23 protein-coding genes, 4 tRNA genes and 1 other RNA gene are annotated in these 21570 nt (G+C 45.5%); 17 read left to right on the top strand and 11 right to left on the bottom strand.

The genetic code is table 11. The features are described from left to right. Window positions 1–399: 399 nt before the first annotated feature. Entirely contained in the window at window positions 400–1815 is a 1416-nt protein-coding gene (gene glnA, locus MTBPR1_RS05210; RefSeq protein WP_240492863.1) for a type I glutamate--ammonia ligase, read from the bottom strand. Between the two features lie 66 nt (window positions 1816–1881). Next, entirely contained in the window at window positions 1882–2220 is a 339-nt protein-coding gene (locus MTBPR1_RS05205) for a P-II family nitrogen regulator (RefSeq protein ID WP_069186504.1), read from the bottom strand. A 540-nt stretch (window positions 2221–2760) separates the two neighbouring features. Here MTBPR1_RS05205 and MTBPR1_RS05200 point away from each other — a divergent pair. Further along, the gene (locus tag MTBPR1_RS05200; RefSeq protein ID WP_069186503.1) at window positions 2761–3135 is read left to right on the top strand and encodes a hypothetical protein; all 375 of its coding nucleotides are present in this window, start codon (window positions 2761–2763) and stop codon (window positions 3133–3135) included. On the opposite strand, the gene MTBPR1_RS05195 is transcribed toward MTBPR1_RS05200, so the two are convergent. After that, on the bottom strand, window positions 3132–3335 hold the full coding sequence (locus MTBPR1_RS05195; protein ID WP_069186502.1) for a hypothetical protein: 204 nt from the start codon (window positions 3333–3335) through the stop codon (window positions 3132–3134). The genes MTBPR1_RS05200 and MTBPR1_RS05195 overlap by 4 nt on opposite strands. Before the next feature lie 86 nt (window positions 3336–3421). On the opposite strand from MTBPR1_RS05195, the gene MTBPR1_RS05190 reads away from it, so the two are divergent. Then, a complete protein-coding gene (locus tag MTBPR1_RS05190; RefSeq protein ID WP_069186501.1) occupies window positions 3422–3745 on the top strand; it encodes a hypothetical protein in 324 nt (107 codons plus the stop codon). 53 nt (window positions 3746–3798) lie between these two features. On the opposite strand, the gene MTBPR1_RS05185 is transcribed toward MTBPR1_RS05190, so the two are convergent. Together MTBPR1_RS05185 and hcp are read right to left on the bottom strand one after the other, a co-directional pair. Next, on the bottom strand, window positions 3799–4845 hold the full coding sequence (locus MTBPR1_RS05185; protein ID WP_069186500.1) for a 2Fe-2S iron-sulfur cluster binding domain-containing protein: 1047 nt from the start codon (window positions 4843–4845) through the stop codon (window positions 3799–3801). A gap of 68 nt (window positions 4846–4913) precedes the next feature. Next, entirely contained in the window at window positions 4914–6569 is a 1656-nt protein-coding gene (gene hcp / locus MTBPR1_RS05180) for a hydroxylamine reductase (RefSeq protein ID WP_069186510.1), read from the bottom strand. A 642-nt stretch (window positions 6570–7211) separates the two neighbouring features. Here hcp and MTBPR1_RS05175 point away from each other — a divergent pair. The 6 genes from MTBPR1_RS05175 to MTBPR1_RS05145 all read left to right on the top strand — a co-directional run bounded on the left by MTBPR1_RS05175 (window position 7212) and on the right by MTBPR1_RS05145 (window position 11343). Further along, window positions 7212–7481: a helix-turn-helix transcriptional regulator gene (locus MTBPR1_RS05175; protein ID WP_069186499.1), complete on the top strand. Its 270-nt coding sequence runs from the start codon at window positions 7212–7214 to the stop codon at window positions 7479–7481. Window positions 7482–7622: 141 nt separating this feature from the next. Then, window positions 7623–8957 (top strand): AAA family ATPase, encoded by a 1335-nt coding sequence (locus MTBPR1_RS05170; protein WP_069186498.1) that lies wholly within the window; start codon window positions 7623–7625, stop codon window positions 8955–8957. After that, window positions 8950–9669 (top strand): RloB family protein, encoded by a 720-nt coding sequence (locus MTBPR1_RS05165; RefSeq protein ID WP_069186497.1) that lies wholly within the window; start codon window positions 8950–8952, stop codon window positions 9667–9669. Before MTBPR1_RS05170 ends, MTBPR1_RS05165 begins: the two co-directional genes overlap by 8 nt. A 390-nt stretch (window positions 9670–10059) precedes the next feature. Next, window positions 10060–10257: a hypothetical protein gene (locus MTBPR1_RS05155; protein WP_069186495.1), complete on the top strand. Its 198-nt coding sequence runs from the start codon at window positions 10060–10062 to the stop codon at window positions 10255–10257. After that, window positions 10241–10780: a hypothetical protein gene (locus tag MTBPR1_RS05150; protein ID WP_069186494.1), complete on the top strand. Its 540-nt coding sequence runs from the start codon at window positions 10241–10243 to the stop codon at window positions 10778–10780. Before MTBPR1_RS05155 ends, MTBPR1_RS05150 begins: the two co-directional genes overlap by 17 nt. A gap of 161 nt (window positions 10781–10941) precedes the next feature. Next, entirely contained in the window at window positions 10942–11343 is a 402-nt protein-coding gene (locus MTBPR1_RS05145; protein WP_069186493.1) for a hypothetical protein, read from the top strand. Here the strand turns inward: MTBPR1_RS05145 and MTBPR1_RS05140 are convergent. Next, the gene (locus tag MTBPR1_RS05140; protein WP_069186492.1) at window positions 11336–12691 is read right to left on the bottom strand and encodes a tyrosine-type recombinase/integrase; all 1356 of its coding nucleotides are present in this window, start codon (window positions 12689–12691) and stop codon (window positions 11336–11338) included. The genes MTBPR1_RS05145 and MTBPR1_RS05140 overlap by 8 nt on opposite strands. Window positions 12692–12846: 155 nt before the next feature. On the opposite strand from MTBPR1_RS05140, the gene MTBPR1_RS05135 reads away from it, so the two are divergent. Together MTBPR1_RS05135 and MTBPR1_RS05125 are read left to right on the top strand one after the other, a co-directional pair. Then, on the top strand, window positions 12847–14007 hold the full coding sequence (locus MTBPR1_RS05135; RefSeq protein WP_069186491.1) for an aminotransferase: 1161 nt from the start codon (window positions 12847–12849) through the stop codon (window positions 14005–14007). Window positions 14008–14357: 350 nt separating this feature from the next. After that, window positions 14358–14434, top strand: a tRNA-His gene (locus MTBPR1_RS05125). 68 nt (window positions 14435–14502) lie between these two features. On the opposite strand, the gene MTBPR1_RS05120 is transcribed toward MTBPR1_RS05125, so the two are convergent. From MTBPR1_RS05120 to MTBPR1_RS05110, 3 genes are all read right to left on the bottom strand, one after another. Next, on the bottom strand, window positions 14503–14691 hold the full coding sequence (locus MTBPR1_RS05120; RefSeq protein WP_069186489.1) for a hypothetical protein: 189 nt from the start codon (window positions 14689–14691) through the stop codon (window positions 14503–14505). A 141-nt stretch (window positions 14692–14832) separates the two neighbouring features. Continuing rightward, on the bottom strand, window positions 14833–15546 hold the full coding sequence (locus MTBPR1_RS05115; protein ID WP_069186488.1) for a type 2 periplasmic-binding domain-containing protein: 714 nt from the start codon (window positions 15544–15546) through the stop codon (window positions 14833–14835). Window positions 15547–15637: 91 nt separating this feature from the next. Next, window positions 15638–15832, bottom strand: coding sequence for a hypothetical protein (locus MTBPR1_RS05110; RefSeq protein WP_069186487.1), 195 nt, complete (start codon window positions 15830–15832; stop codon window positions 15638–15640). A gap of 279 nt (window positions 15833–16111) precedes the next feature. Here MTBPR1_RS05110 and MTBPR1_RS05105 point away from each other — a divergent pair. From MTBPR1_RS05105 to ssrA, 4 genes are all read left to right on the top strand, one after another. After that, window positions 16112–16196 (top strand) — tRNA-Tyr (locus MTBPR1_RS05105). Window positions 16197–16238: 42 nt separating this feature from the next. Next, window positions 16239–16315, top strand: a tRNA-Asp gene (locus MTBPR1_RS05100). A gap of 64 nt (window positions 16316–16379) precedes the next feature. Next, window positions 16380–16456: transfer RNA gene (locus MTBPR1_RS05095), tRNA-Asp, on the top strand. A gap of 335 nt (window positions 16457–16791) precedes the next feature. Then, window positions 16792–17165, top strand: a transfer-messenger RNA (tmRNA) gene (gene ssrA, locus MTBPR1_RS05090). A gap of 41 nt (window positions 17166–17206) precedes the next feature. Here the strand turns inward: ssrA and MTBPR1_RS05085 are convergent. Beyond that, on the bottom strand, window positions 17207–17884 hold the full coding sequence (locus MTBPR1_RS05085) for a DUF2270 domain-containing protein (RefSeq protein ID WP_069186486.1): 678 nt from the start codon (window positions 17882–17884) through the stop codon (window positions 17207–17209). Window positions 17885–18153: 269 nt separating this feature from the next. Between MTBPR1_RS05085 and MTBPR1_RS05080 the strand changes: the two genes are divergently transcribed. Next, window positions 18154–18333: a hypothetical protein gene (locus tag MTBPR1_RS05080; RefSeq protein WP_069186485.1), complete on the top strand. Its 180-nt coding sequence runs from the start codon at window positions 18154–18156 to the stop codon at window positions 18331–18333. An 84-nt stretch (window positions 18334–18417) separates the two neighbouring features. Here the strand turns inward: MTBPR1_RS05080 and MTBPR1_RS05075 are convergent, their stop codons facing one another. Then, entirely contained in the window at window positions 18418–18831 is a 414-nt protein-coding gene (locus tag MTBPR1_RS05075) for an acyl-CoA thioesterase (RefSeq protein WP_069186484.1), read from the bottom strand. Between the two features lie 130 nt (window positions 18832–18961). Here MTBPR1_RS05075 and parE point away from each other — a divergent pair, with 130 nt between their 5' ends. Together parE and MTBPR1_RS05065 are read left to right on the top strand one after the other, a co-directional pair. Then, window positions 18962–20947, top strand: coding sequence for a DNA topoisomerase IV subunit B (gene parE / locus MTBPR1_RS05070; RefSeq protein ID WP_069186483.1), 1986 nt, complete (start codon window positions 18962–18964; stop codon window positions 20945–20947). Window positions 20948–20973: 26 nt separating this feature from the next. Further along, entirely contained in the window at window positions 20974–21528 is a 555-nt protein-coding gene (locus MTBPR1_RS05065; protein WP_069186482.1) for a hypothetical protein, read from the top strand. The last annotated feature ends 42 nt before the right edge of the window (window positions 21529–21570 follow it).

Below are 21570 nucleotides of genomic sequence, written 5' to 3'. Positions count from 1 at the left end.
ATAAGTCGCCTCAAAATTGAGCTGGCAAAATTCGTTGTCATCACAGTCTTCAAGAAACTGTTCGCAGTGGTATTAGTCGCATCATTAACGAAAACATAATATTATCGCTATTGACCTCGTATTTTCTTGGCACTGCGCTAGTGTTATCCATTCTCAGCGTCGTAAAAAACAAAAAGAACGACAGCCATACAAGCGCCCCCTGAGTCCTCCTAAAACCCTCACAGCACCATTTCCATAGGCCGGACTCTCAGACGCTCTCAGTGACTCTTAAACGGACGATAGTAAAAGAAAAAGCCCCACCAGAATAAACTGACGGGGCCTTCCTTATTGACTGGTCCACCGGATTGGTCCACCTTGTGAGTGAACCGCAAGCGGTAGCCCTGAGTTCTGTACAGTCTCTTACGAGCTGTAGTACATTTTGAACTCAACAGGGTGTGGAGCGTGTTCGAAGTTGTATACTTCTTCCCACTTAAGCTCCATGTAGCCGTCGATCATGTCGTCGTCCATGACGCCGCCTTTTTTGAGGAACTCACGGTCAGCGTCTAGAGCTTCCAGAGCTTCACGAAGTGAGCCTGCAACCGTTGGAACTTCAGCCAGTTCTTCAGGTGGAAGATCGTACAGGTTTTTATCCATAGCATCGCCAGGGTGGATTTTGTTCTGGATACCGTCAAGGCCAGCCATCATCATTGCAGTAAACGCAAGGTATGGGTTAGCTGTCGCATCTGGGAAACGGATCTCAACGCGCTTACCTTTTGGAGAAGGTGAGAACGGGATACGGCAAGATGCAGAACGGTTACGTGCAGAGTAAGCCAACAGTACTGGTGCTTCGAAGCCCGGGATCAAACGCTTGTAAGAGTTTGTAGATGGGTTTGTGAAAGCGTTCAGTGCTTTAGCGTGCTTGATGATACCACCGATGTAGTACAGGCACATGTCAGACAGGTCAGCATAGCCGTTACCTGCAAACAATGGGTTGCCGTCTTTCCAGATTGACTGGTGAACGTGCATACCAGAGCCGTTGTCGCCAGAGATTGGTTTTGGCATGAATGTAGCCGTTTTACCAAAGCCATGAGCAACCATATGTACGATGTACTTGTATGTTTGAACGTTATCAGCCGTTTCGATAAGTGTACCGAACATCATGCCAAGTTCATGCTGAGAAGGGGCAACTTCGTGATGGTGCTTATCCATCGGAAGACCCATTTCTTTAGCGATCGTAACCATTTCAGCACGAAGGTCTTGTGCAGAGTCAACAGGTGGTACTGGGAAGTAGCCGCCTTTAACGCCAGGACGGTGACCTGTGTTGCCTTCGTCGAATTCTTTACCAGTAACCCAAGGGCCTTCGTCAGAATCGATTTTGAAGCCAGTGTCGTGCATTTCGTTAGAGAAACGTACGTCGTCAAATACGAAGAATTCTGGCTCAGCACCGAAGTAAGATGTGTCACCAATGCCCGCTGATTCCATGTAAGCCAAAGCTTTTTTAGCGATAGAACGTGGGTCACGGTTGTATGGTGTGCCTGTAGAAGGCTCATAAATGTCACAGTTTACGATCAGGCAAGGCTGTGCAGAGAATGGATCAATAACCGCAGATGCTGGATCAGGGATCAAAGCCATGTCTGATTCGTTAATGTCTTTCCAGCCTTCAATAGAAGAACCGTCAAACATGATGCCGTCTTCGAAGTCGCCTTCAGACATTGCGTCGGCACACATAGTCAAGTGCTGCCACTTACCACGCGGGTCTGTGAAACGCAGGTCAATGTAGTCGATTTCGTTTTCTTTACAGACTTTGAATACGTCTGCAGGAGTTTTACAATCCAAGGGCATAATGCTTCCCTTCCCTTACTTACTTAGTTGTGAAAAATGAAAAAAGGTGATCAGTGATGATTAAACTGCTTCTGAACCGGTTTCACCGGTACGGATGCGGATTGCGTCCTCAACACTGGAAATGAAAATTTTACCGTCACCGATGCGACCAGTGTGTGCAGCCTGTTGAATTGCTTCAACGGCGCCTTCCACCATGGCATCGTCAACGACGAGCTCGATTTTTACCTTAGGTAAAAAATCCACGACATATTCAGCGCCGCGGTAGAGTTCTGTATGTCCTTTCTGACGACCAAAGCCTTTGGCTTCGATAACCGTGATGCCTTGTAAGCCGACTTCGTGAAGAGCTTCTTTAACTTCGTCCAGTTTGAACGGTTTGATGATGGCCTCGATCTTTTTCATCAGTTGGCGCCTCTTAATCTAGTAAATCCTATCTTCCCAAAAGGAATCTATCTTGTTTAAAACAAAATAACATTCCTGCCAGCCTGTTAAAGCATGGATCATGCCAACTTGTGAAGAAATAACAAAAACAAGGGTTAATCAGGAGTCGCATTTTCTTATCACTTGTAGTTGCCTGAATAATAGACAAACGCATAGCCTAAAAAATAGGCAGTTGTATAAAAAGTAATCAGAGTGCGAGGCCTTTTATCTTTAAATCCTTGTATTTCTCTTCTCTTCATTGGCAATTGCCCGACATGTTAGACCGGATGGGGGAGGATAAAAACTTAAAAAGATATTTTAGCGGTGAAAAATGATAACCCATTGAAATTAAATATATAAATATCACGCCATTGGTGCTCTTTACGACAAAGCTGTAAGGGATATATCCCGACTCGGTTGAGGAATGCTCCATGCAAGGGATTGCATAATTTTATGCAAGTGAATAGAAAGAGGGCAGGTTACAGCATTAGATGCCCAAGCATTGGGCGAGGAAAGAGACAGATGGATCATATTGCACAATTTAACCAACGGGCTTCACAAGATGCAGCGCTGCTTGATCTGTATTTATTTGGCTGGTTCGATGCGAAAGGCGATGGTGGGGATTATGGGCTCAATATCGGGCCTGTGCAAAATACGTTTCAAACGCTGATCTCTACCACCTATATGTTTCAGCCTGAACCCCAGTTCACGCTGCAATGCCGTGCCTTTCAGATGACTAAGGCACAGTTTGACTATCTGCAAGACCATGATCTGGATACAGAAGACTTCCTAAGTCAGCTTGGGCCTTTGCCAGAAGTTGCCTATAGTCTTGATCTTTCAAACTTTAAAGACGCCGCCAGTGCGCTAGAGGCTATGCAGGCACTTTGCGCGTCTTAATCTTGTGAATATTTGAGGCCGAGCAGGCCTGCGGTTTTACGCAAATGCTCTTGGTCCATCAAGGTGGGGAGCTGGATGCCAAACTCATAAATATTGGCCTGTACATGCTTGATGGCGAGGCCTTTGGCTTTGCCTTCTTTAACAAAGGCTTCTGCCTGATCCGGCTTCACAGCGATTTTACCAAAGGAAAGATAATCCATAAGCGTCCTTAATGTTTGGATTTTTCGAAACACTTCGCATATAGTGTGCCCCGATTTTAATAACACATCAGTTTGAGGTTTTGGTTATGTCAGCTCAACATATTGAACGCAATCGTTTAAAGCTGCAAATGGACAAATCACTGCGTGAAGTCAACCGTGATGTCATCAACCCAGACATCCCTGAACTGACGCTGAAAAAGATTGAACCGATCTTTAAGCTGGTGGCACGTGCGCGCGCAGCATATTTAAAAGAATTGTTCGAAGTAACAAAAATCTGCGGCGATGACTTGCCCAGTGCTGAACAAGTCAAACAGCTTAACCATTACCGCGAAGCTTTTGAAGAATTGCGCCATGCCTCCCAAGCGTTGGATACGGCGATTGAGCAAGGCTACCTTGACGTCACATCATAAGTTAAGGGTTCACACCATCACCTCAAGGTTTGGATGATGGTGTGAAAGGTCTTTTAGCTCGGTAAGAAACGCTCAGCAAAAACATTATCTTCACGCAGCCCCAGCTCAATCGCTGTGCTTTTGGCGGCATCAATCAGGCCTGGAGGGCCACAGAGATAGACTTCTGGTGTGAGTTTACGCGCGAGCAGATTGGTAAGCTCTGCCTTGAAAGCATCAACAGGCGTGCCTGAATATCTCTCCCAATTATCAGAGGGTCTAAAGACACAGACGGTGGCTTTAAGATTGGGCAGGCTGTCTGTCAGCGTTTTAATTTCATCTAATGCAAACAGGTCTTTTTCTTCATTTACCCCGAAGAAAAGGAAACATTCGTTATCTTCTTGGAATTCTGCCATCAAGCGCAGCATGGAAAGCATGGGCGCAACGCCTGTCCCGCCAGAGACAAAGCAACGTGGGTTGATGGTGCCTTGTTGTAAAACAAAGCTGCCTTGGGGGCCGCGCACTTGTAACGTATCACCAACCTTTGCCTTATTGGCAATCCAGTGGGAGAATTTACCATTGGGTTGCAAGCGAATGATGAATTCAAGCTCTGCTGCCCAGTTTGGTGCATTGGCAATGGAATAGGCCCGCCAAATGTCGGTGCCCGGGATTTGTAACTCAAAGAACTGTCCCGGCTCAAAGGCAGGGCAACCTTCACCATTTTCGTTTGGGTGAACGGTGACGAGCATACGCCGGACGTCGCCGCCCATGTCTTCAAGGGCTGTGACTTCTGCCTTAAAGGTTTTTGCAGGGCCTTGGGAGATATGGGCGAGATCGGAATTGATGCTGACGTCCAAATCACCCTTGGGGAAGGTGCGGCAAAACAGGACTTGTCCTTCTGCTTTGGCCTCTTCACCCAGTGCATCGGGGTTTACATCTGTGATCTCATAGTCCCCTTTGGAGCAGTTCCCCTTACAGGTGCCGCAACCGCCATCACGACAGACAGAGGGTAGGGTATAGCCTGCTTCTTCAGCAGCGCTAAGCACGTCTTTTTCTTCATCACATTCAAAAGAAACCGTTTGACCATCACGTGTTGTGAGATTGATTTTATGGTTATTGCTCATATTTCCCTGTCCTTACAAAAGAAAACGGCGGCGCACATAAATTTGTGCACCGCCGATTGTCTTAAAGATTACTCAGCTGCTGTTCCAAGACATTCAGCCAAGTCAGCTTCTGGTGTTGTGATGGTTTTAATATCAAAGGCTTCAACCAGTTTCTCAGTCACTGCGGGTGTCAAGAAGGCTGGTAGTGTTGGGCCCAAGTGGATGCCCTTCACGTTAAGCGCAAGAAGCGTGAGCAAGACAGCCGCGGCCTTTTGCTCAAACCATGAAATGTTCAGGCTCAAGGGCAGCTCGTTGATATCGCATTCAAAGGCTTTGGAAAGGGCAACCGCAACCTGAATGGCAGAATAACTATCGTTACATTGGCCCACATCCAACAGACGTGGAATGCCCCCGATGTCACCCATTTCAAGATGGTTGAAACGGTATTTCGCACAACCTAATGTCAGAACAATGGTATCTTTTGGTGTTTGTTCTACAAAGTCTGTGTAGTAGTTACGGCCCGGAATGGCACCGTCACAGCCCCCAACAAGGAAGAAGTGCTTGATATCGCCGCCTTTAACCGCACCGATAACCGTATCGGCCACACCCAAGATCGCTTCGCGACCAAAGCCGACCATGGCTGTTTTTTCTTCTGCATCTTGTGCAAAGCCCGGTAGCGCTTTAGCAGCTTGAATGAGCATAGAGAAATCAAGGCCTTCAATGTGGCGCAGACCCGGCCAGCCCACAGGACCCGTTGTGAAAATACGCTGACGGTAAGATGCTTGTGGCTCGATCAAGCAGTTTGATGTCATTAGGATTGGGCCGGGGAAATCAGCAAATTCAGTTTGCTGCTCCTGCCATGCACCGCCGTAGTTACCTGCAAGGTGATCGAATTTTTTCAGCTCTGGATAACTATGTGAGGGCAGCATTTCACCATGGGTGTACACATTAATGCCCGTGCCTTCGGTTTGTTCCAAGATGGCTTTAAGATCAACCATATCGTGACCGGAAATCAGGATACATTTGCCGGCTTTTGGTGTCATGCGTACAGATGTTGGCTCAGGTGTGCCAAATTTGTTACGTGCACCTGCATCAAGCAGTTCCATGATTTTATAGTTAAGCTGACCACCTTCAAGGGCTTTGGCCGTCAAGGCTTCTGCATCGGTTGAGTTTGAAGCAAGGAAGCTCATGAGGTCTTCAATGCCGCCAAAGATTTCGTCTGATTCTTGGTCAAGAACAAGCGCGTGGAAACCGTAGGCGCAAATACCTTTCATCCCGTAAAGCAACAAGGCGCGCAGACCGATGATATCTTCACCGACTTCTGCTTCACCTGCACGTACAGCTGCCATTTCAGCTTGGGCAAGAAGCTCAGATGTCTCTTCAGGAATGCGCCAGCTTGCCGGGCCTTCCAAAATAACTTCAGAACCGTTAGCCGCATCAACAGCGGCTTTCAGCTCGCTGCGGATTTCATTGGCTTGTTTGATCATGGCATTGATGCGGGCCGGAGCGAAGTTCACGTTTGTTAATGTGGTGAACATACCCTTCATGATGAAGCGACCGGCTTCATTGTTTGCTACACCAAGCTCACGGGCTTTTTGTGCATATTGCGCAACACCCTTGAGGGCGTAGATCAGAAGGTCTTGAAGATCAGACGTTTGTTCGTCTTTACCGCACATACCTTTTGTAGATGAGCACCCGACAGTATTGTCGTTACGTGCAGTCTGTTCACATTGATAACAAAACAAGCTTTTCACTCCCAGAAATAAAACTGGGGGCTTTCTAACTTTAAAGACAAGGCAAAAGAATTGATGTTAGTCAACGAATTGGCACTTTAGTCTTAACTCATGTTGGGCTGTGGATTTTCTTGGAAAGAGAATTCTTTGCCAAGAAGTTTGCGAAATTCTTGTTCATAGGGGCAAACTATAGTTAATTAAGAGTACAAGTTTTGACGAACATGAAGGTGCGAGATCGTGACAGATACTTTAACTAAGAAGCCAACCAATCAGGTGCTTGATAGCTATGGCACAACAATTTTCACCAAATTGTAGTCTGACACCCGAAATCGGCAGTATGCTTGACGTTCAGACATGAAGCGTAACGACACGTCAAGCATGCGTCAAACAGGATGTGTCATTCAGTGGCACTGATTGGCACACTGGGTTGTCAAAAACCAACGATTCATATATAAGGAAAACATCAGGGACAGTATGTCCTTGTGTTGATAAATTGCCAGTGGCAGAGCAACTATGGCCCAATTCATAAATGGGTCTGACAGTTGATACAACATGCCTGAATTATAGCTTTCGATAGAACCTGAAAAATGGTGAGTGGCCGTAAGCAACATCTCATCCATCACGTAGTGGTGGACCTGTTGTTGTGAGTCCAAAATGCTGAAAGCTAATAATACATCAAATATCCAATACCCAATCCATCCACTATCATTGCTGGACCGTGCTGAACTTTCCAATCTTCTCGGTGTGTCCATTCGCACGCTGGCTCGGTGGGCTGAGAATGGCACTGGTCCTAAGTTTTTTAAACTTGGTGGTATTGTCAAATATCGCATCCTTGATGTGGATGAGTGGGTGACAGAGAATACTTTCCATAAAGAAAGTGAATATTACGTCAAAGAACATACGAATCAATCAAACGCTTCGTGACCTTGATATATACGCTCAAGCTGCCAATTTAGGGGTTATATGTAGTTTTAACTGCTTAATAACCCTTAGCTTGTATATTTAACTTGCTTTTTTGCAAAAAAATCGCAAAAAGTCACTTAAATGGAATAATTGGATGCTGTCATGCTCGTAGAGTTTAGTGTAACGAACTATAAGTCAATTGCTGAAAAACAGACGTTTTCAATGGCTGCTGGTTCTGCAAAGTCAAAACTGAAACCACATGCCTTTGAAACGGGGAACTCGTATGCCCCAAAACTAATGAGGTCAGCGTGTGTCTTTGGGCCAAATGGTGCCGGGAAAAGTTCTCTCATTGAAGCATTGAGCTTTTTTAAACAGTTTGTAATTTCATCTGCTAAAGAATCTCAAGAAGGTGAAAGTATTGATGTCGTTCCATTTGCATTATGTGACGATTATAGAAATGCACCTTCTGAGTTTGAGATGGTTTTTATTTTTAATGACCATTTATATCAGTATGGTTTCTCTGTTGACCATTTCCGAATAGTGGATGAATGGTTATTTGCTAAGCCTAATAAGCCAAGAACGACTTTGAAGGAATTGTTTCAGCGTAATTATAATCCTGATACAGGGCAGTATGACTGGGCCACATCTCATATCAAGGGTCAGAAAGAAGTATGGAAAGATGCAACAAGGGATAACGCTCTTTTTCTTTCTACTGCCATCATGCTGCGTTCCGAAGCCTTACAGGAGCCATTTACATGGTTACGTAAGCAGTTAAAAGTTATTAAAAGCACTGAACGCTTAACTGATAGTTTTACTATTGAGCAAGTCGCTGAAAATGACAGAAAAGAAGCTGTCCTTAACTTTTTGAAAGCGGCCGATTTAGGTATTGATGACCTCGAAATTAATAGTGTCAACACTGAAGGTGAATCTGTTGAAGAGGGGTTGGCCAAGTTTTTTGAAGCCATGGAAGCAGCGGGTAACAATTTACCTGCGAATGGTAGTTTCCAATTGAAATTACAATCCCCGAAAGCCGAAGATTTGAAAAAGATGGAATTGGTCAATGTTCTGGCTGTCCACAAGGGAAGAAATAATAAAGATGTAAAGATTGACCTTCAAAATGAATCTGATGGTACGAAGGTTATTTTTAGTCTGGCCGGGCCTTTACTTCATGTGCTTGAGAATGGTTTAACATTATTTGTCGATGAGCTTCATAACAGTCTTCATCCACATGCACTTCGATTTTTGGTAGAGATGTTCTTAAACCCAAAAACAAATAAGAATAACGCTCAGCTAATTTTTACAAGCCACGAAACATCTATTATGGCACGAAACTTTCTTCACCGTGACCAAGTTTGGCTCATGGAGAAAGAAGATGGGGCAACTTGTTTGTTCCCATTGTCTGATTTTAAAGGTCGTGATTATGAAGCATTTCAACGTGCTTATCTTGATGGACGATATGGTGGTGTTCCTCGTATTGGTGAGGTTGTAAATGGGTAGGCGACAAGGACGGAAATCATTCGGTCGTGCGGCTGCTTCTCGCGACGTTTATGAGAAGATTTTAATTGTATGTGAAGACGAGCTTACATCACCTCAGTATCTTAATGCCCATATTCGGACATTGGGTTTACCCCGTTCGATTCAGGCAAAAGCGACTGGTGATAGCAATCCCACGCCAGACCAAGTTGTCGCCTATGCTTTGAAGTGGCTGGATGGTGAAAAATGCCGTGATGGATTTGGTGAGCATAAGACCACCGTGTTTTGTGTTATTGATAGAGATGAACATGAAAAGTTTGATTCAGCAATGGCAGAATTGAACGGGGCAGCTAAACAACGAAATCATTTGAACAAAAAGGTCCACATTAGAGCTTTCCCTTCATACCCATGTTTTGAAGTTTGGTATCTATTGCATCACGTAAAGACCCGCAAAGGTTTCAATCGAGCGGGTGAGAATAGCCCCGCTGATATGGTCATCAAAGACCTTAAAAAAATCCCTGTGTTTGCGAATTACGATAAGGGTGACAACAAACACTATGAAGTATTGGTCCCTCAGCAGGCTACAGCAATGGCAAATGCTGTTTGGTCTAAGAATGATGCAATTGCTACCGGTGAACTTAATTCATCGACAGAAGTTCATGAGTTGATGGATTACTTGAATAACCTAAAGGCAACGATGGATGCAGAAAAGAAAGCATCACGACGGAAACGTTAATTATCTGATTAATCTAATGTGATTTCACTGTGCCGATGTTGCACCGTCATACATATGTTATCCCAAATGCTTTTTAAAAGGTTTGGTGTACCTGCTTTGTCTCTTTGTTCCAGTAAATGGCAATAACAACTGGCGAGCGTGTCGAGAGGCATCTTAAGGTCTCGTGCCATTGCACTGCTGGCCCAATTCCCTTTACGACCACACAGGGTGCTGAAATCAGTTTGTGTGGCAACTATGCCAACAGATTTGCACTGTAGATAAATATTTCTTACGGTCGCCATGTCGCTTTCCTTCGTGTGACTGTGTCTACCGTTATTTATCCAAAATCCAAATAAATGACTCTCTCGCATAAATACTGTCATCACAGTAACTTTATCGAGGAGAAGTCCGATGGACCTAAATCCGCATAAACCGAGACACGAACCACTTCCAGAAGCACCTGAGGGCTATATTTGGTACGGTGTCTATCCCAACGTTGAACTTATCACTTTTGAAGAATTACGCCGTCGTATTGGTGAAATGTTTGAGACGCAGCTACAGAAACGTAAGCTTGCTAAGCAAGGTGACGCTGATGCTCAAGCAGATTAATCAGGGCCAACAGGAGGTGATGGATTGGTTTAATGGATATGATTGGTCGGACAGTTATATTTACACACTAACCTTTCCATCCAATATTGCCATCAATCGAGAACGAATGATGAAGAACGTGCGTTATTTTTGGAACCGGGTGGACAAGGAGTTTTACGGTAATTTGTCACAGGCCAAGCAACCGTTTCGCTGTGTTCGCATCAACATGCTTGAAAGTGGTTTCAGTAGAATGAACCATCATGTGCATGGTATCGTGAGCGTTCCTCAAAACCCAAAATGCCGTGTTGACTTGTCTGATAGTGAAGCTCTCTTGGACATCATGGAATACGCATGGGAAAACGGCATGGATTTCAACAAAGGGCGTTCACCATCAGCGTTTCATATGGCTGATGCTGATGGTTATGGTTATACCCATGAAGAATGGGTGAGCTATATCACGAAGACGGTCACTGATAGAGATTTTGATGCTTTCTGTGACCATACAAGCTGGCTCTGGGATGGACAGAAACTGGTAGCTGCCTAACTATACATGTTGCAGTCGTTTCACCTTGATAGGTGTGTAATGAGACAGAGGAAGTATCTTCGCTGTCTCTCGGCGATAACATGGTTTGGACAATGGAATGGTGCAGTTTTCGGGCTGCGGCCCGTTAAATAGTATTGTCTACTCTCAAGGAAAACATAATAATGAATACCATGGACATTACCGATAAGAACTACACAAAAGACCAAACACTTTACCATCTGGTCACTCACGTATCCGGTGAATCGGAAGCAAGAATAGCACCGTTTTACGGTAATATAATCACAGCCGATACGAAGACGACAGATTGTATTTTTCAGAATTGCCGGGACCTTAACCTTGAAAATATCCGAGGTGGCGGTCAGATTATTGACGCGACTTTTGATGTCGGAATATTTGCTGATAACATCACTGAGGCCATCAAGCAAATTGAGCAAATCCAATTTTTGGATTTATCCGGCGTTGGCGGTGTCATTAACTTAACACCGCCTAACATTTATGTGCACCAAATATCAGAAGTTCCAGACTTTGAGCTTGCTGCTGCAACCGGTCATCATGTTACTTAACCACGTGTAAATTAGCGTCATCCGGTAGTTGATTGACACCACACCATCGGGCGATGCTTTCCATGATGAAGAAAGCGGTTTTGAACTTCTTCTTGTCTTTACGAACGATGTAGTGTCGTTTTGTTGTCGTGACCATCGTGTGGCCCAATGCCTTTGAGATGTTTTCATCTTTGTAATCTACTTCGTCGGCGGCCATGGTTGCCCAGCTTCGTCTGAGGTCGTGTGGGCTGAAATCGTCTGCGTCATAAATACCAGCACGTTTTGCCAAGTTTTTAAGTTGGGTGTTCATATCAGCAATTGGTTGCAGATGGTTCCGTGTTTGAGGGAATAGATACTGGGAACGCTGAACGTTTTTTTCGTTCAGGATGCGTTTCAGCAGCCACTCAAGGGTAGGGGTGATGAAGATTTTCTTTGGCTTGTTATCACGGCCTTTTTCGCGAGACATGATGAAGCCCAAATCCCATCGGATATCATTTTTCTCGGCTCTCATGGCTTCGCGTTTCCTTTGCCCAGTCAGCATAATGAACATAATGACATAGCAGGTGGATGGGCCGCATCGCCCCCACTTCAATTCACGCTCTAATTCATCCCACAGCTTCTTGTATTCCGGGATGGATAGATGTGTTTCTTGTTGTTCTTGAGGGTGGTAGTCATACGAGATGAACGGCTTTCCGGGGATATCCATTTCTTCGCCGTCAATGGCCCATGTCCATGCGGCTGAGGCGAACCTGACAAGTTTATCCGCTGCTGATGGAAACCGTTTCAAAAGCGGTGTACCTTTTTTCAAGAGGGTGCCATCTTCATCAATCGGTTGGTCATTTTCATCACACTGATAGCTGACCCATCGCCACATCTTGGTAAAGTCACTCTTTCGCAGGGCATTTAGTTGCATGCGGTCAATACGGTGTTTTTCTGGCAGCGGTGATTCATCACCAAACCATTTACCAATGGTATATGAGAAGTCACTTTGTGCGTCCGGGTTTCGACTGAAACGGAGCTTCTTGTCGTGATATTCCCAGAGTAGGTCGTGCAGGGTCACCATGTCGCGGCCACGACGACGTTCTTCGAGCGGGTCATATTGTTCAAGCCGGATACGGGCCTGATACGTTTGTGCTGTTTCTCTGGCAGCATCGACATCCAGTTGCCCGTATTGAGCAAAAGTGTATCGACGTGTTGTGTTGGTCACTGGTGATACATACTGGATGCTCCACGAGCGATAATCACTGGTGCTGATTTTTAGCAACAGGCCCGGCACGTTGGCATCCCATAACAGGACATCTTTTTTTGCGGGTTTGGTTCTGACGCACATGCGGTCAGTTAATACTTTTCTTGCAAAGGGGGTTCCCATACAATCCTCCAATAAGTTGACGCGAGATTCGCGTCTGTGGTTTGAAAACGCAAACGTCAAGCTTACGTCAACTTCGGATTGTCATTTGTTGTCACTATGTGGCACTTGTTGGCACTGAGAGTCACTCTTAACAACTCATAACGAATTGATATACAATGAAAAATCCAACAAATACAGTCCTTTCTGAGTATGGCACGACAATTTTCACCACGATGAGTGCTTTGGCAGCTGAACATGGCAGTATCAATCTAGGCCAAGGGTTTCCTGATGTGGATGGGCCTGAGGAAATTCGTCAAATTGCTGCTGATGGGTTGATGAATGGTTCTAATCAATATCCGCCAATGATGGGTTTGCCGGAGTTGCGCCAAGCTGTTGCAGCTCATAATAAGCGGTTTTATGGTTTGGATGTGGATTGGCAAAGTGAGGTGATGGTCACATCTGGTGCCACAGAAGCTTTATGTGATTGTTTTATGGGCTTGCTGAACCCCGGTGATGAGGTGGTGTTGATTGAACCACTTTATGATTGTTACTTGCCCATCATTCGCCATATCGGGGCGGTGCCTAAGTTGGTGCGGGTTGAGCCACCCCATTGGGAGTTGCCACGCACTGATTTAGAGGCTGCTTTTAGTGATAAGACAAAGCTCTTGGTGCTGAACTCCCCCATGAACCCGTCTGGTAAAGTGTTTAATCAGGAGGAACTGTCATTTCTAGCCGGGCTTTTGGAAAAACATGATGCCTATGCGGTCTGTGATGAGGTGTATGAGCATTTGTATTTTGATGGTCACGAGCATCACCCCTTAATGAGCCTGCCTAATATGCGCGAGCGTTGTGCAAGGATTGGGTCTGCGGGCAAGACTTTCTCACTAACAGGCTGGAAGATTGGTTACATTACTGCAGCGCCTGCGTTGATGTCGGCCATTGCCAAGGCCCATCAATTTGTCACCTTTACAACCCCGCCTAATTTACAAAAGGCAGTTGCGGCGGGCCTGAATTTTGAGGAAGAATATTTTAGCACGTTTACAGCTGATATGCAGGCACAGCGCGATATATTGGCCCAAGGCTTAACTGAGGTTGGCTTTAAGGTGCTTGAAAGTGAAGGGACCTATTTCCTCACTGCGGATTTTTCACCCCTTGGTTTTGAAGGTGATGATCTTGAATTTTGCCGTCATATAACGATCGAGGCCGGGGTGACAGCTGTGCCCACAGGGGCGTTTTATCAAAGTGATGGGCCAACAAAGTTTGTGCGTTTTTGCTTTTGCAAACAGCCTGCGTTATTGGGCGAAGCTGTAGCCAGATTAAAGGCGCATTTTTGTTAGGGCGTAAATTCATAAAATAGATTTGCTTTGGTTGATCAAAAATATAGGCAAGACAAGGAAAGGACTTGCAGGAAGTACCTGTACTTTCAAAAGGCTTTGATGCTGTATTTGCCTATATTTTTGATCAATCCCTAAAGGGACGGGATTACTTTGAGGATGGGCCGCGTTATAAACCCCTTAAAGTGCATGCACTTCTGCGGGTTTCATGCCTCACCCATCCTCAAAGTAATCTTCGCCAAACAAGTCTATTTTATGAATTTACGCCCTAGGGCATTTTTTTGTCCTTTTTCGTCGAAAAGCTATTGACGATGAGAAGTGTCTGGCGTACATAAGCGCCCACACACACTATGGCGATTGTAGCTCAGTTGGTTAGAGCACCGGTTTGTGGTACCGGATGTCGGGGATTCGAGTTCCCTCAATCGCCCCATTATAAAAAACCCTCGTTTAGCGGTGACGCAAACGAGGGTTTTTTCTTGTCAGTTTTTTGGTGACGTCTTAATGGTTGGCGGCAACGATATCCTGCACTTGGGTATAGGCGGCTTCGTCTTCAATGCCGTCCATGGCCGCGAGCATCATGGCTGCGGCTGTCATGGCTTCTTTGCTGTCATCTGGTGCGCCAATGCCACGTGCGTGGGCTTCTTCTAAAGCTTCATCATATATATCAAGAAGGGCAGCTGCATCCATAAGGGCTCTCCACAAAAAGGAAATGTAGAAATGTTCAGTCGAACAAGAATTAATAAACCATCACTTGTGTATGGTCGCTATATTATATCACTTTAAGTTTTGTTTGATATGGCACATTCAGAGTAGGCAAAGTCCCTTAGGTCATGTCCGAATGTGTAATTTTTCTTCTTTAAGACGCTCTTGAAAACTGTTTTCAGTGATCACGTCATGCAGGCTTTTATTTAATTTGAGCAAAAACCGTGTATTCTTTTTACTTAAGACATGCCGTAGGCTGAACGTCTGTTGCGCCAAGCTTTTAAAATTTTTAGGTAAAGGGGAATGCTTGGCGAGTCGCTGATAAATTTCCATCGGTACAACAATGGCGTTTAAGCGACCATGTTTTAACATACCTAACAAAATTTCATAATAGGGGGCCTCAATGGTTTTTCCTCGGAGCATTCCAACGGTTTGTTGGGCAATGGTGGAACCAAGGCGAATGCCGATTTTCTCTTGCTGAAGGTCACTTACTTGAAAAGGGGAGGGGTAGGTCTCGCTGTTATAAATCACGGCTACTGTGAATGTAGAGATCGGTGTTTTTAAAGCATGAAGCTTTGCACGGTTTTGTGCAATGAAAGAATCGCTGCGCCAGACACTGCCGTCTATGGCACCTCTTCTGAGCATGATGGCTGCGCGTTTTAAGGGAAGGGTGCGAAACTTTACGCAAAGGTTTGCGCGATTATAGGCTTCTTTTATGATTTTTTGAGCAATGATTTCTTCTTTTGTTTTTTGCTCACTGGCGATTTCTAGGCACTCAGTCGCAAAAGCTTGTGCACAAAAAAGGACAAGGGCGCTAAAAAAGAAAGTAAAACGTATCATATCTTATGAGAGAACCGATCAGACAGCCTATGTGTCTGATCGGTTCATCGTTATCCCAAAACTGGTATTTTTATTATTCTTGTAATTGCACTTAGTTGAGCATGTTTGACTGAACAACTTGTTCCACTTGATCATAGGCGGCCATATCTTCAAGGCCATCCATGGCTGCAAGCATCATGGCTGCGGCCGTTTTTGCTTCTCTTGTGGCTTCACAGTCGGCAATGCCTCTTGCGATTGCTTCGTCAAAGGCTTCGTCATAAATGTCCATTACTGCTGCGGCATCCATTGGCGAATCTCCATTTTCTGGTGTTTTTCTAACCGTGGTATTACTTGAATACTATCATAAGGCACTTTGTTTCGTGATCTGTGTATTTGTAGAGTTGAGCTGTTCAGTGGTATTACGTAAAACTCCCTAGGGGTGGGGCGTTTATGCGGTTTGAAAGCCTTGTTTGAACAGGTGTTTGCAAAGAATGTGTAAAAAAAATGAAAAATCCTATTGCAAGGGGTTTAGGGCGCTGTTATAACCCGCCCCACACCGAGACAAATCGTGTGTTGAAGGTCCCGTGGAGGGATGCCTGAGTGGCTAAAAGGGGCGGACTGTAAATCCGCTGGCTACGCCTACGTTGGTTCGAATCCAACTCCCTCCACCACTCCTTCATCAAGGGTTTGACGAGGTGTACAAAGAAGAAGAAGGGGGTGTAGCTCAGTTGGTTAGAGCGTCGGCCTGTCACGCCGAAGGCCGCGAGTTCGAGTCTCGTCACTCTCGCCACTTCTTTTTTGAAAATAACCATTCAGTATATTATGGTGACAGATAATATATTGTTTCCCATTGTGGGGGTGTAGCTCAGTTGGTTAGAGCGTCGGCCTGTCACGCCGAAGGCCGCGAGTTCGAGTCTCGTCACTCTCGCCATTTAAAAAAGCCTGCTGTTTTCAGCGGGTTTTTTTGATTCTTATTCCTAAGTTTATAATTTCTCTAATTCTAATTCTTGACATTATGCTGCGTATGCGAAATAAGAACGCGCTTGCAAACAAATGACCTAGGAGTTTTAGAAATGTCAGAATTTATCAATGAAAAAATCATGGGTGACTGGTTCCCGTTTTTGACAATGGGTATTGGTGTCTTCATGTTGGTTTGGTTGTTCTTCCTTGGTGATTTGGTCATGGGCCGCTAAGAGCGCCTTTTTACAAAACAGATTGCTTAAAAAAGCCTGTCGAACATATCGGCAGGCTTTTTTTATGTTTAGTTTCCTTGACCTTTGTCTGTTTCATGCGTATCTCTTAGGTGTCCGCTTAGCGGCGGACTACGGCGCTAGAGGCGTACATGGAATAAGCTGACTGGACCCGGGGGCGGTACCCGGCGCCTCCACCATAAGCTGATCAGGTTTATAATGATCAGTTTGTGATGGGGGCGAAATAGGATCGACAGCGGTAGTAAAGATGTAGTGTTGCGCTCGGTGAGCTACCACCGTATCGGTGCAAAACTTTACAAATGCCAACGACAATCGTATGGCTCCGGTTGCAGCTGCTGCGTAACGCAGTCGCTTGACCAAATTCAATTCCTATGAAGGTGAGTCTTTATAGGTGGGGTCCGGGGGTACCTAGCAACAGAGACCCCCACTTTTATCCCACATAAATATAATGATAAGATACGGTTAGGGTGTTAACCCATGCCCACCCCTTTATAGCGACGCTGTAGGCGCGATACTTTGTCATGATAAAGTGTGCCAATTGCAACCGTGACCCATGTAACATGGAACATGGCATGTAGAAAAATGACAAATTCCCCCGCAATGGGGCCGATTGAGGCGCGCTCAAATAACTCAGCAATTGTTGTCATAGGGGCTGGGTGGATGGCAAGTTTGCCGTAATAGGCAATGGCCTGAATAGCCAGTAACCAGGCATAGCTTCGTCTTAAACGCCGCCCTGTGGCACGCAAGAGGCTGATATGGTGTTTTGGGTTGACGTAGTCATTGGCAAGAATTTTGTGCCAGTCGCCATTGCGCTCATAATCATCGCCTAAAAGCATGGGGGCATAAAGTTCTGTTTCAATATGGCGTGCACGTGCGCGCCAGACATTGAAATAACGATAACGCCTCGCTTCAAACAGTAAGAACACAATCACAAGAAGTCCGACCAGAACAAGCGGCAAGGGCGAAGAGTTGACCCCGCTAAAGGTAATTGAAAAGGCAATCCCTGTGGTGACGACCGCCCAGTTTGTTGTGTTATCAAGTCGCGTTCGCCATGTTGTAGAGCGATAGACCTCGCCGCGATACAAGTGGGCAAGGGCGCCAAGTTCTGCAGGTGTGAACTTGGGGATCTCTTCTTTTTGTTCTGTCATTCCAGATATTTCCCTGTTTTTTCATATGCTGCGACATTGCTTCGCCAGTTGCAATAAAAATAAAATAGAACATTTTAAGAACATGTGTTGACAGGGCGGAGATGTTCTATTAATGTTCTATTTAACGAGTCGCCAGTTAGGAGAGTAGAAAATGTATATCCCAACCTTTGCAAAAGAGTTTTTGGCTTTAGGCAGTATTTTCGCTGCTGGTTATATGTGGTCTTTCATTCTGTGAATTTTACAATAAGAACAAAACAGGAATAAGTTTGATGTCGTATCGTGAATTGGGTGAAGCCCGCATTTTAAAACGCTATTCAAAGAATGAATTGTTAAAGCCTGTGCGCCGCGCGGTCTCGCCTGTTGATGAGCCTGTAAGCTGGCAATCCTTAAAGCAAACGACAGGGCGTTTTTCAAATGGTGTGCGCCCTGCAACAACACGTTTGCAGTAAAAAAGTTTCTTGCCGGGTGAGGCGATGATAATCCCCATTGAAGGTTACTGCCCTGACCTCATTATCGCCTCACCATTTTTTTGCTTAACTTAGAGAAAGTGACGCATCCGGCACAGGGGGAAGGGAGCGTTTGGTGCCATTATCATCAATGGCTACAAAAGTGAAAATTCCTTCTGTGACTTTCTCACGTATGAGGCCGCTTTGGCGCAAGACCCAAAGCTCAACCATGATCGCCATGGAGGTATTGCCTTCGCGCACGATATCTGTATAGACACATACGACATCGCCGACACTGACGGGTTTAAGAAATGACATGGCTTCCACGCCAACGGTTGCGACACGCCCTTGGGCGCGCCAAGCAGCAGTGACCCCGCCTGCAATATCCATTTGCGACATGACCCAACCGCCAAAAATATCACCATTTGGATTGGCATCACCGGGCATAGCAAGGGTTCTGATCGCTGGTTTTCCTGATGGGCCTACTTCTTGTTTACTCATTATTGGCTCCGTTTATCTTGTGTGAAGGAAATCTATTGTTTATGACAATATCATGCTTGCCTGAAAGGTCCATCCTTCCTATCATCGGGCACAAAATTTTTAAGACGACAGGCGGGCACTAAAATTGGCTATGGACTTATTTGAAGACGAGACACCTAAAACAGAGGGTGATTATACAGCACAGGACATTGAAGTCCTTGAAGGCTTAGAACCTGTTCGCAAACGCCCCGGTATGTATATTGGTGGTACTGACGAGCGTGCCTATCATCATTTGGTGGCAGAGATTCTGGATAACTCCATGGATGAGGCGGTCGCTGGACATGCCAGTCGCATTGAATTGGAGCTCGATGTTGAAGGCTGTATCACTGTTCGTGATAACGGTCGGGGTATTCCGGTTGATCCACACCCAAAGTTTAAAGACAAGTCTGCCCTTGAGGTGATTTTAACCACATTGCACTCCGGTGGTAAGTTTTCCGGTAAGGCCTATCAGACTTCTGGTGGTTTACACGGTGTGGGCATGTCTGTTGTAAATGCCCTTTCTGACAGTTTGATTGTGGAGGTTGCGCGTGATCGCACCCTTTGGCGTCAATCCTTTAGCCGTGGTCTTCCTGAAGGCCCGTTGAAAAACGAGGGTCAGGTCAATAATCGCCGTGGCACGACGATCTGCTTTCATCCTGATGTTGAAATTTTTGGCCCCCGTTTACAGTTTAAACCTGCCCTGCTTTATAAGATGGCGCGTTCGAAAGCTTATTTGTTTAAGGGGGTGGAAATTCGCTGGAAATGCGATGAAAGCCTGATCAAAGATGGCGATAAAACGCCTGCTCAAGGCGTGTTGCATTTCCCCGGAGGCCTATCTGATTACCTCAATAATGTTCTTGAGGGGCGCGAAGTTAAAACCGATGAGCCTTTTGCTGGTGATATAAAGTTTCCTGATGAACAGGGCAAAGTTGAATGGGCGATTGCTTGGCCTGAAGATGAAGAAGCTTTCTTTAATTCCTATTGTAATACAGTTCCAACGCCTCTTGGCGGCACCCACGAACAGGGGTTTCGAACAGCACTGACCAAGGGTATACGCGCTTATGGGGAGCTGATTAACAATAAGGGGGCTTCCAAAATTACAGCGGATGATGTGATTAATGGCGCCTGTATTATGTTGTCAGCCTTTATTCGCGACCCACAATTCCAAGGCCAGACCAAGGAAAAACTTGGTACCCAAGAAGCTGCAAAACTGATTGAAACAGCCATTCGGGATAATTTTGACCATTGGTTGGCGGGTAACCCCGAGATTGGTACCCAGCTTGTTGAATATTTGATTGAGCGTGCTGATATTCGTTTGCGCAAGAAAAATGCAAAACAGATGAAACGCCAATCAGCAACCAAACGCTTGCGCCTGCCGGGGAAGTTAACCGATTGTACGCGTTCTGTTTCTGATGGCACTGAAATCTTTTTGGTGGAGGGTGATTCTGCGGGGGGCTCTGCCAAACAGGCGCGCAACCGTGAGAACCAAGCCATCCTGCCCTTGCGTGGTAAAGTTCTAAATGTATGTTCGGCCTCTATTGATCAGATCAACGCCAATAAAGAACTCAGTGATATGGGGGAAGCGCTTGGCTGTGGTACACGTGAAAGTTTCGAGCTTGATGATCTGCGTTATGAGAAAATTATCATCATGACAGATGCGGATGTGGATGGGGCTCATATCGCCTCCCTCTTGATGACCTTTTTCTATCAAGAAATGCCGGGTCTTGTTGAATCAGGCCGCCTGTATCTTGCCCAGCCTCCGCTATATCGCTTGGCGACGGGTTCAAAAAGTATTTATGCCATGGATGATCTTGAAAAAGATGAGATCATGGAAAAAGAATTTAAAGGCAAAAAAGTTGATATCAGCCGATTTAAGGGCTTGGGTGAGATGCCACCAAGGCAGCTTAAAGAAACTACTATGGACCCGAAAAACCGCACCTTACTGCGCGTAACAGTACCTCATGGTCATAGTGATGAAGACATTGAAGCTGCGGGCGAAACAAAAGATTTAGTGACACGCCTGATGGGTAAAAAGCCGGAGCATCGCTTCCAGTTTATTCAGGAACGTGCTAAATTTGTAGAAGATTTAGACGTTTAATCTTTTTGCCAAGAGGAGGTTGCGTGATGAAGGTTTTTCATAGTGCAGCCCTGCTTTGTTGTTCAGTTGTGCTTAGCGGGTGTTTTTCCCATTCAATGATGCGCACGCAACAACATTTCGGGGTTGAGGGATGGATTGCGGGGGCCGCTACTGAAGGGCATTTGGACGTGGTGGTTTATGGAACCGATGATCACATGCTCAAGAAATCTATCGTGCAGGCGATGGATGGGCATCATGAAGGTCCACCTGTACCCATGCGATTATTGGATAAAGACCCACAAAAAGGCACGCGTATTGTTGTGATTCTAGATCATGGTCACGACGTTTATAGTAGTTATGCTTGTGATCTTCCCAAAGAAGGGATTGATTTTGACAAAGGCCCCGCCACACGCGCAGCACTGACCTTTTGCTATGATGATACGGAATATGGTTTTGTCAGTGCCACATCACTACAGGGCAAGTTGATGGCAGGAAGCGCACCTTTTGACGATTTCTATCGAAATGCCACTTATTATCTGGCTAATCCCTATTATGAAGAAACATATAATAGTAGTGATTGTGAACTTGGTAGCGCGTGCTAAAGACATAAAGAAAGGCGGATCAGTTTTTTTGATCCGCCTTTT

Origin of the sequence: Candidatus Terasakiella magnetica (genome assembly GCF_900093605.1) — a bacterium.
GTDB lineage: Bacteria > Pseudomonadota > Alphaproteobacteria > Rhodospirillales > Terasakiellaceae > Terasakiella > Terasakiella magnetica.
The sequence above is the reverse complement of the archived record's forward strand: the minus strand, read 5'-3'. Positions and strand labels throughout refer to the sequence as shown.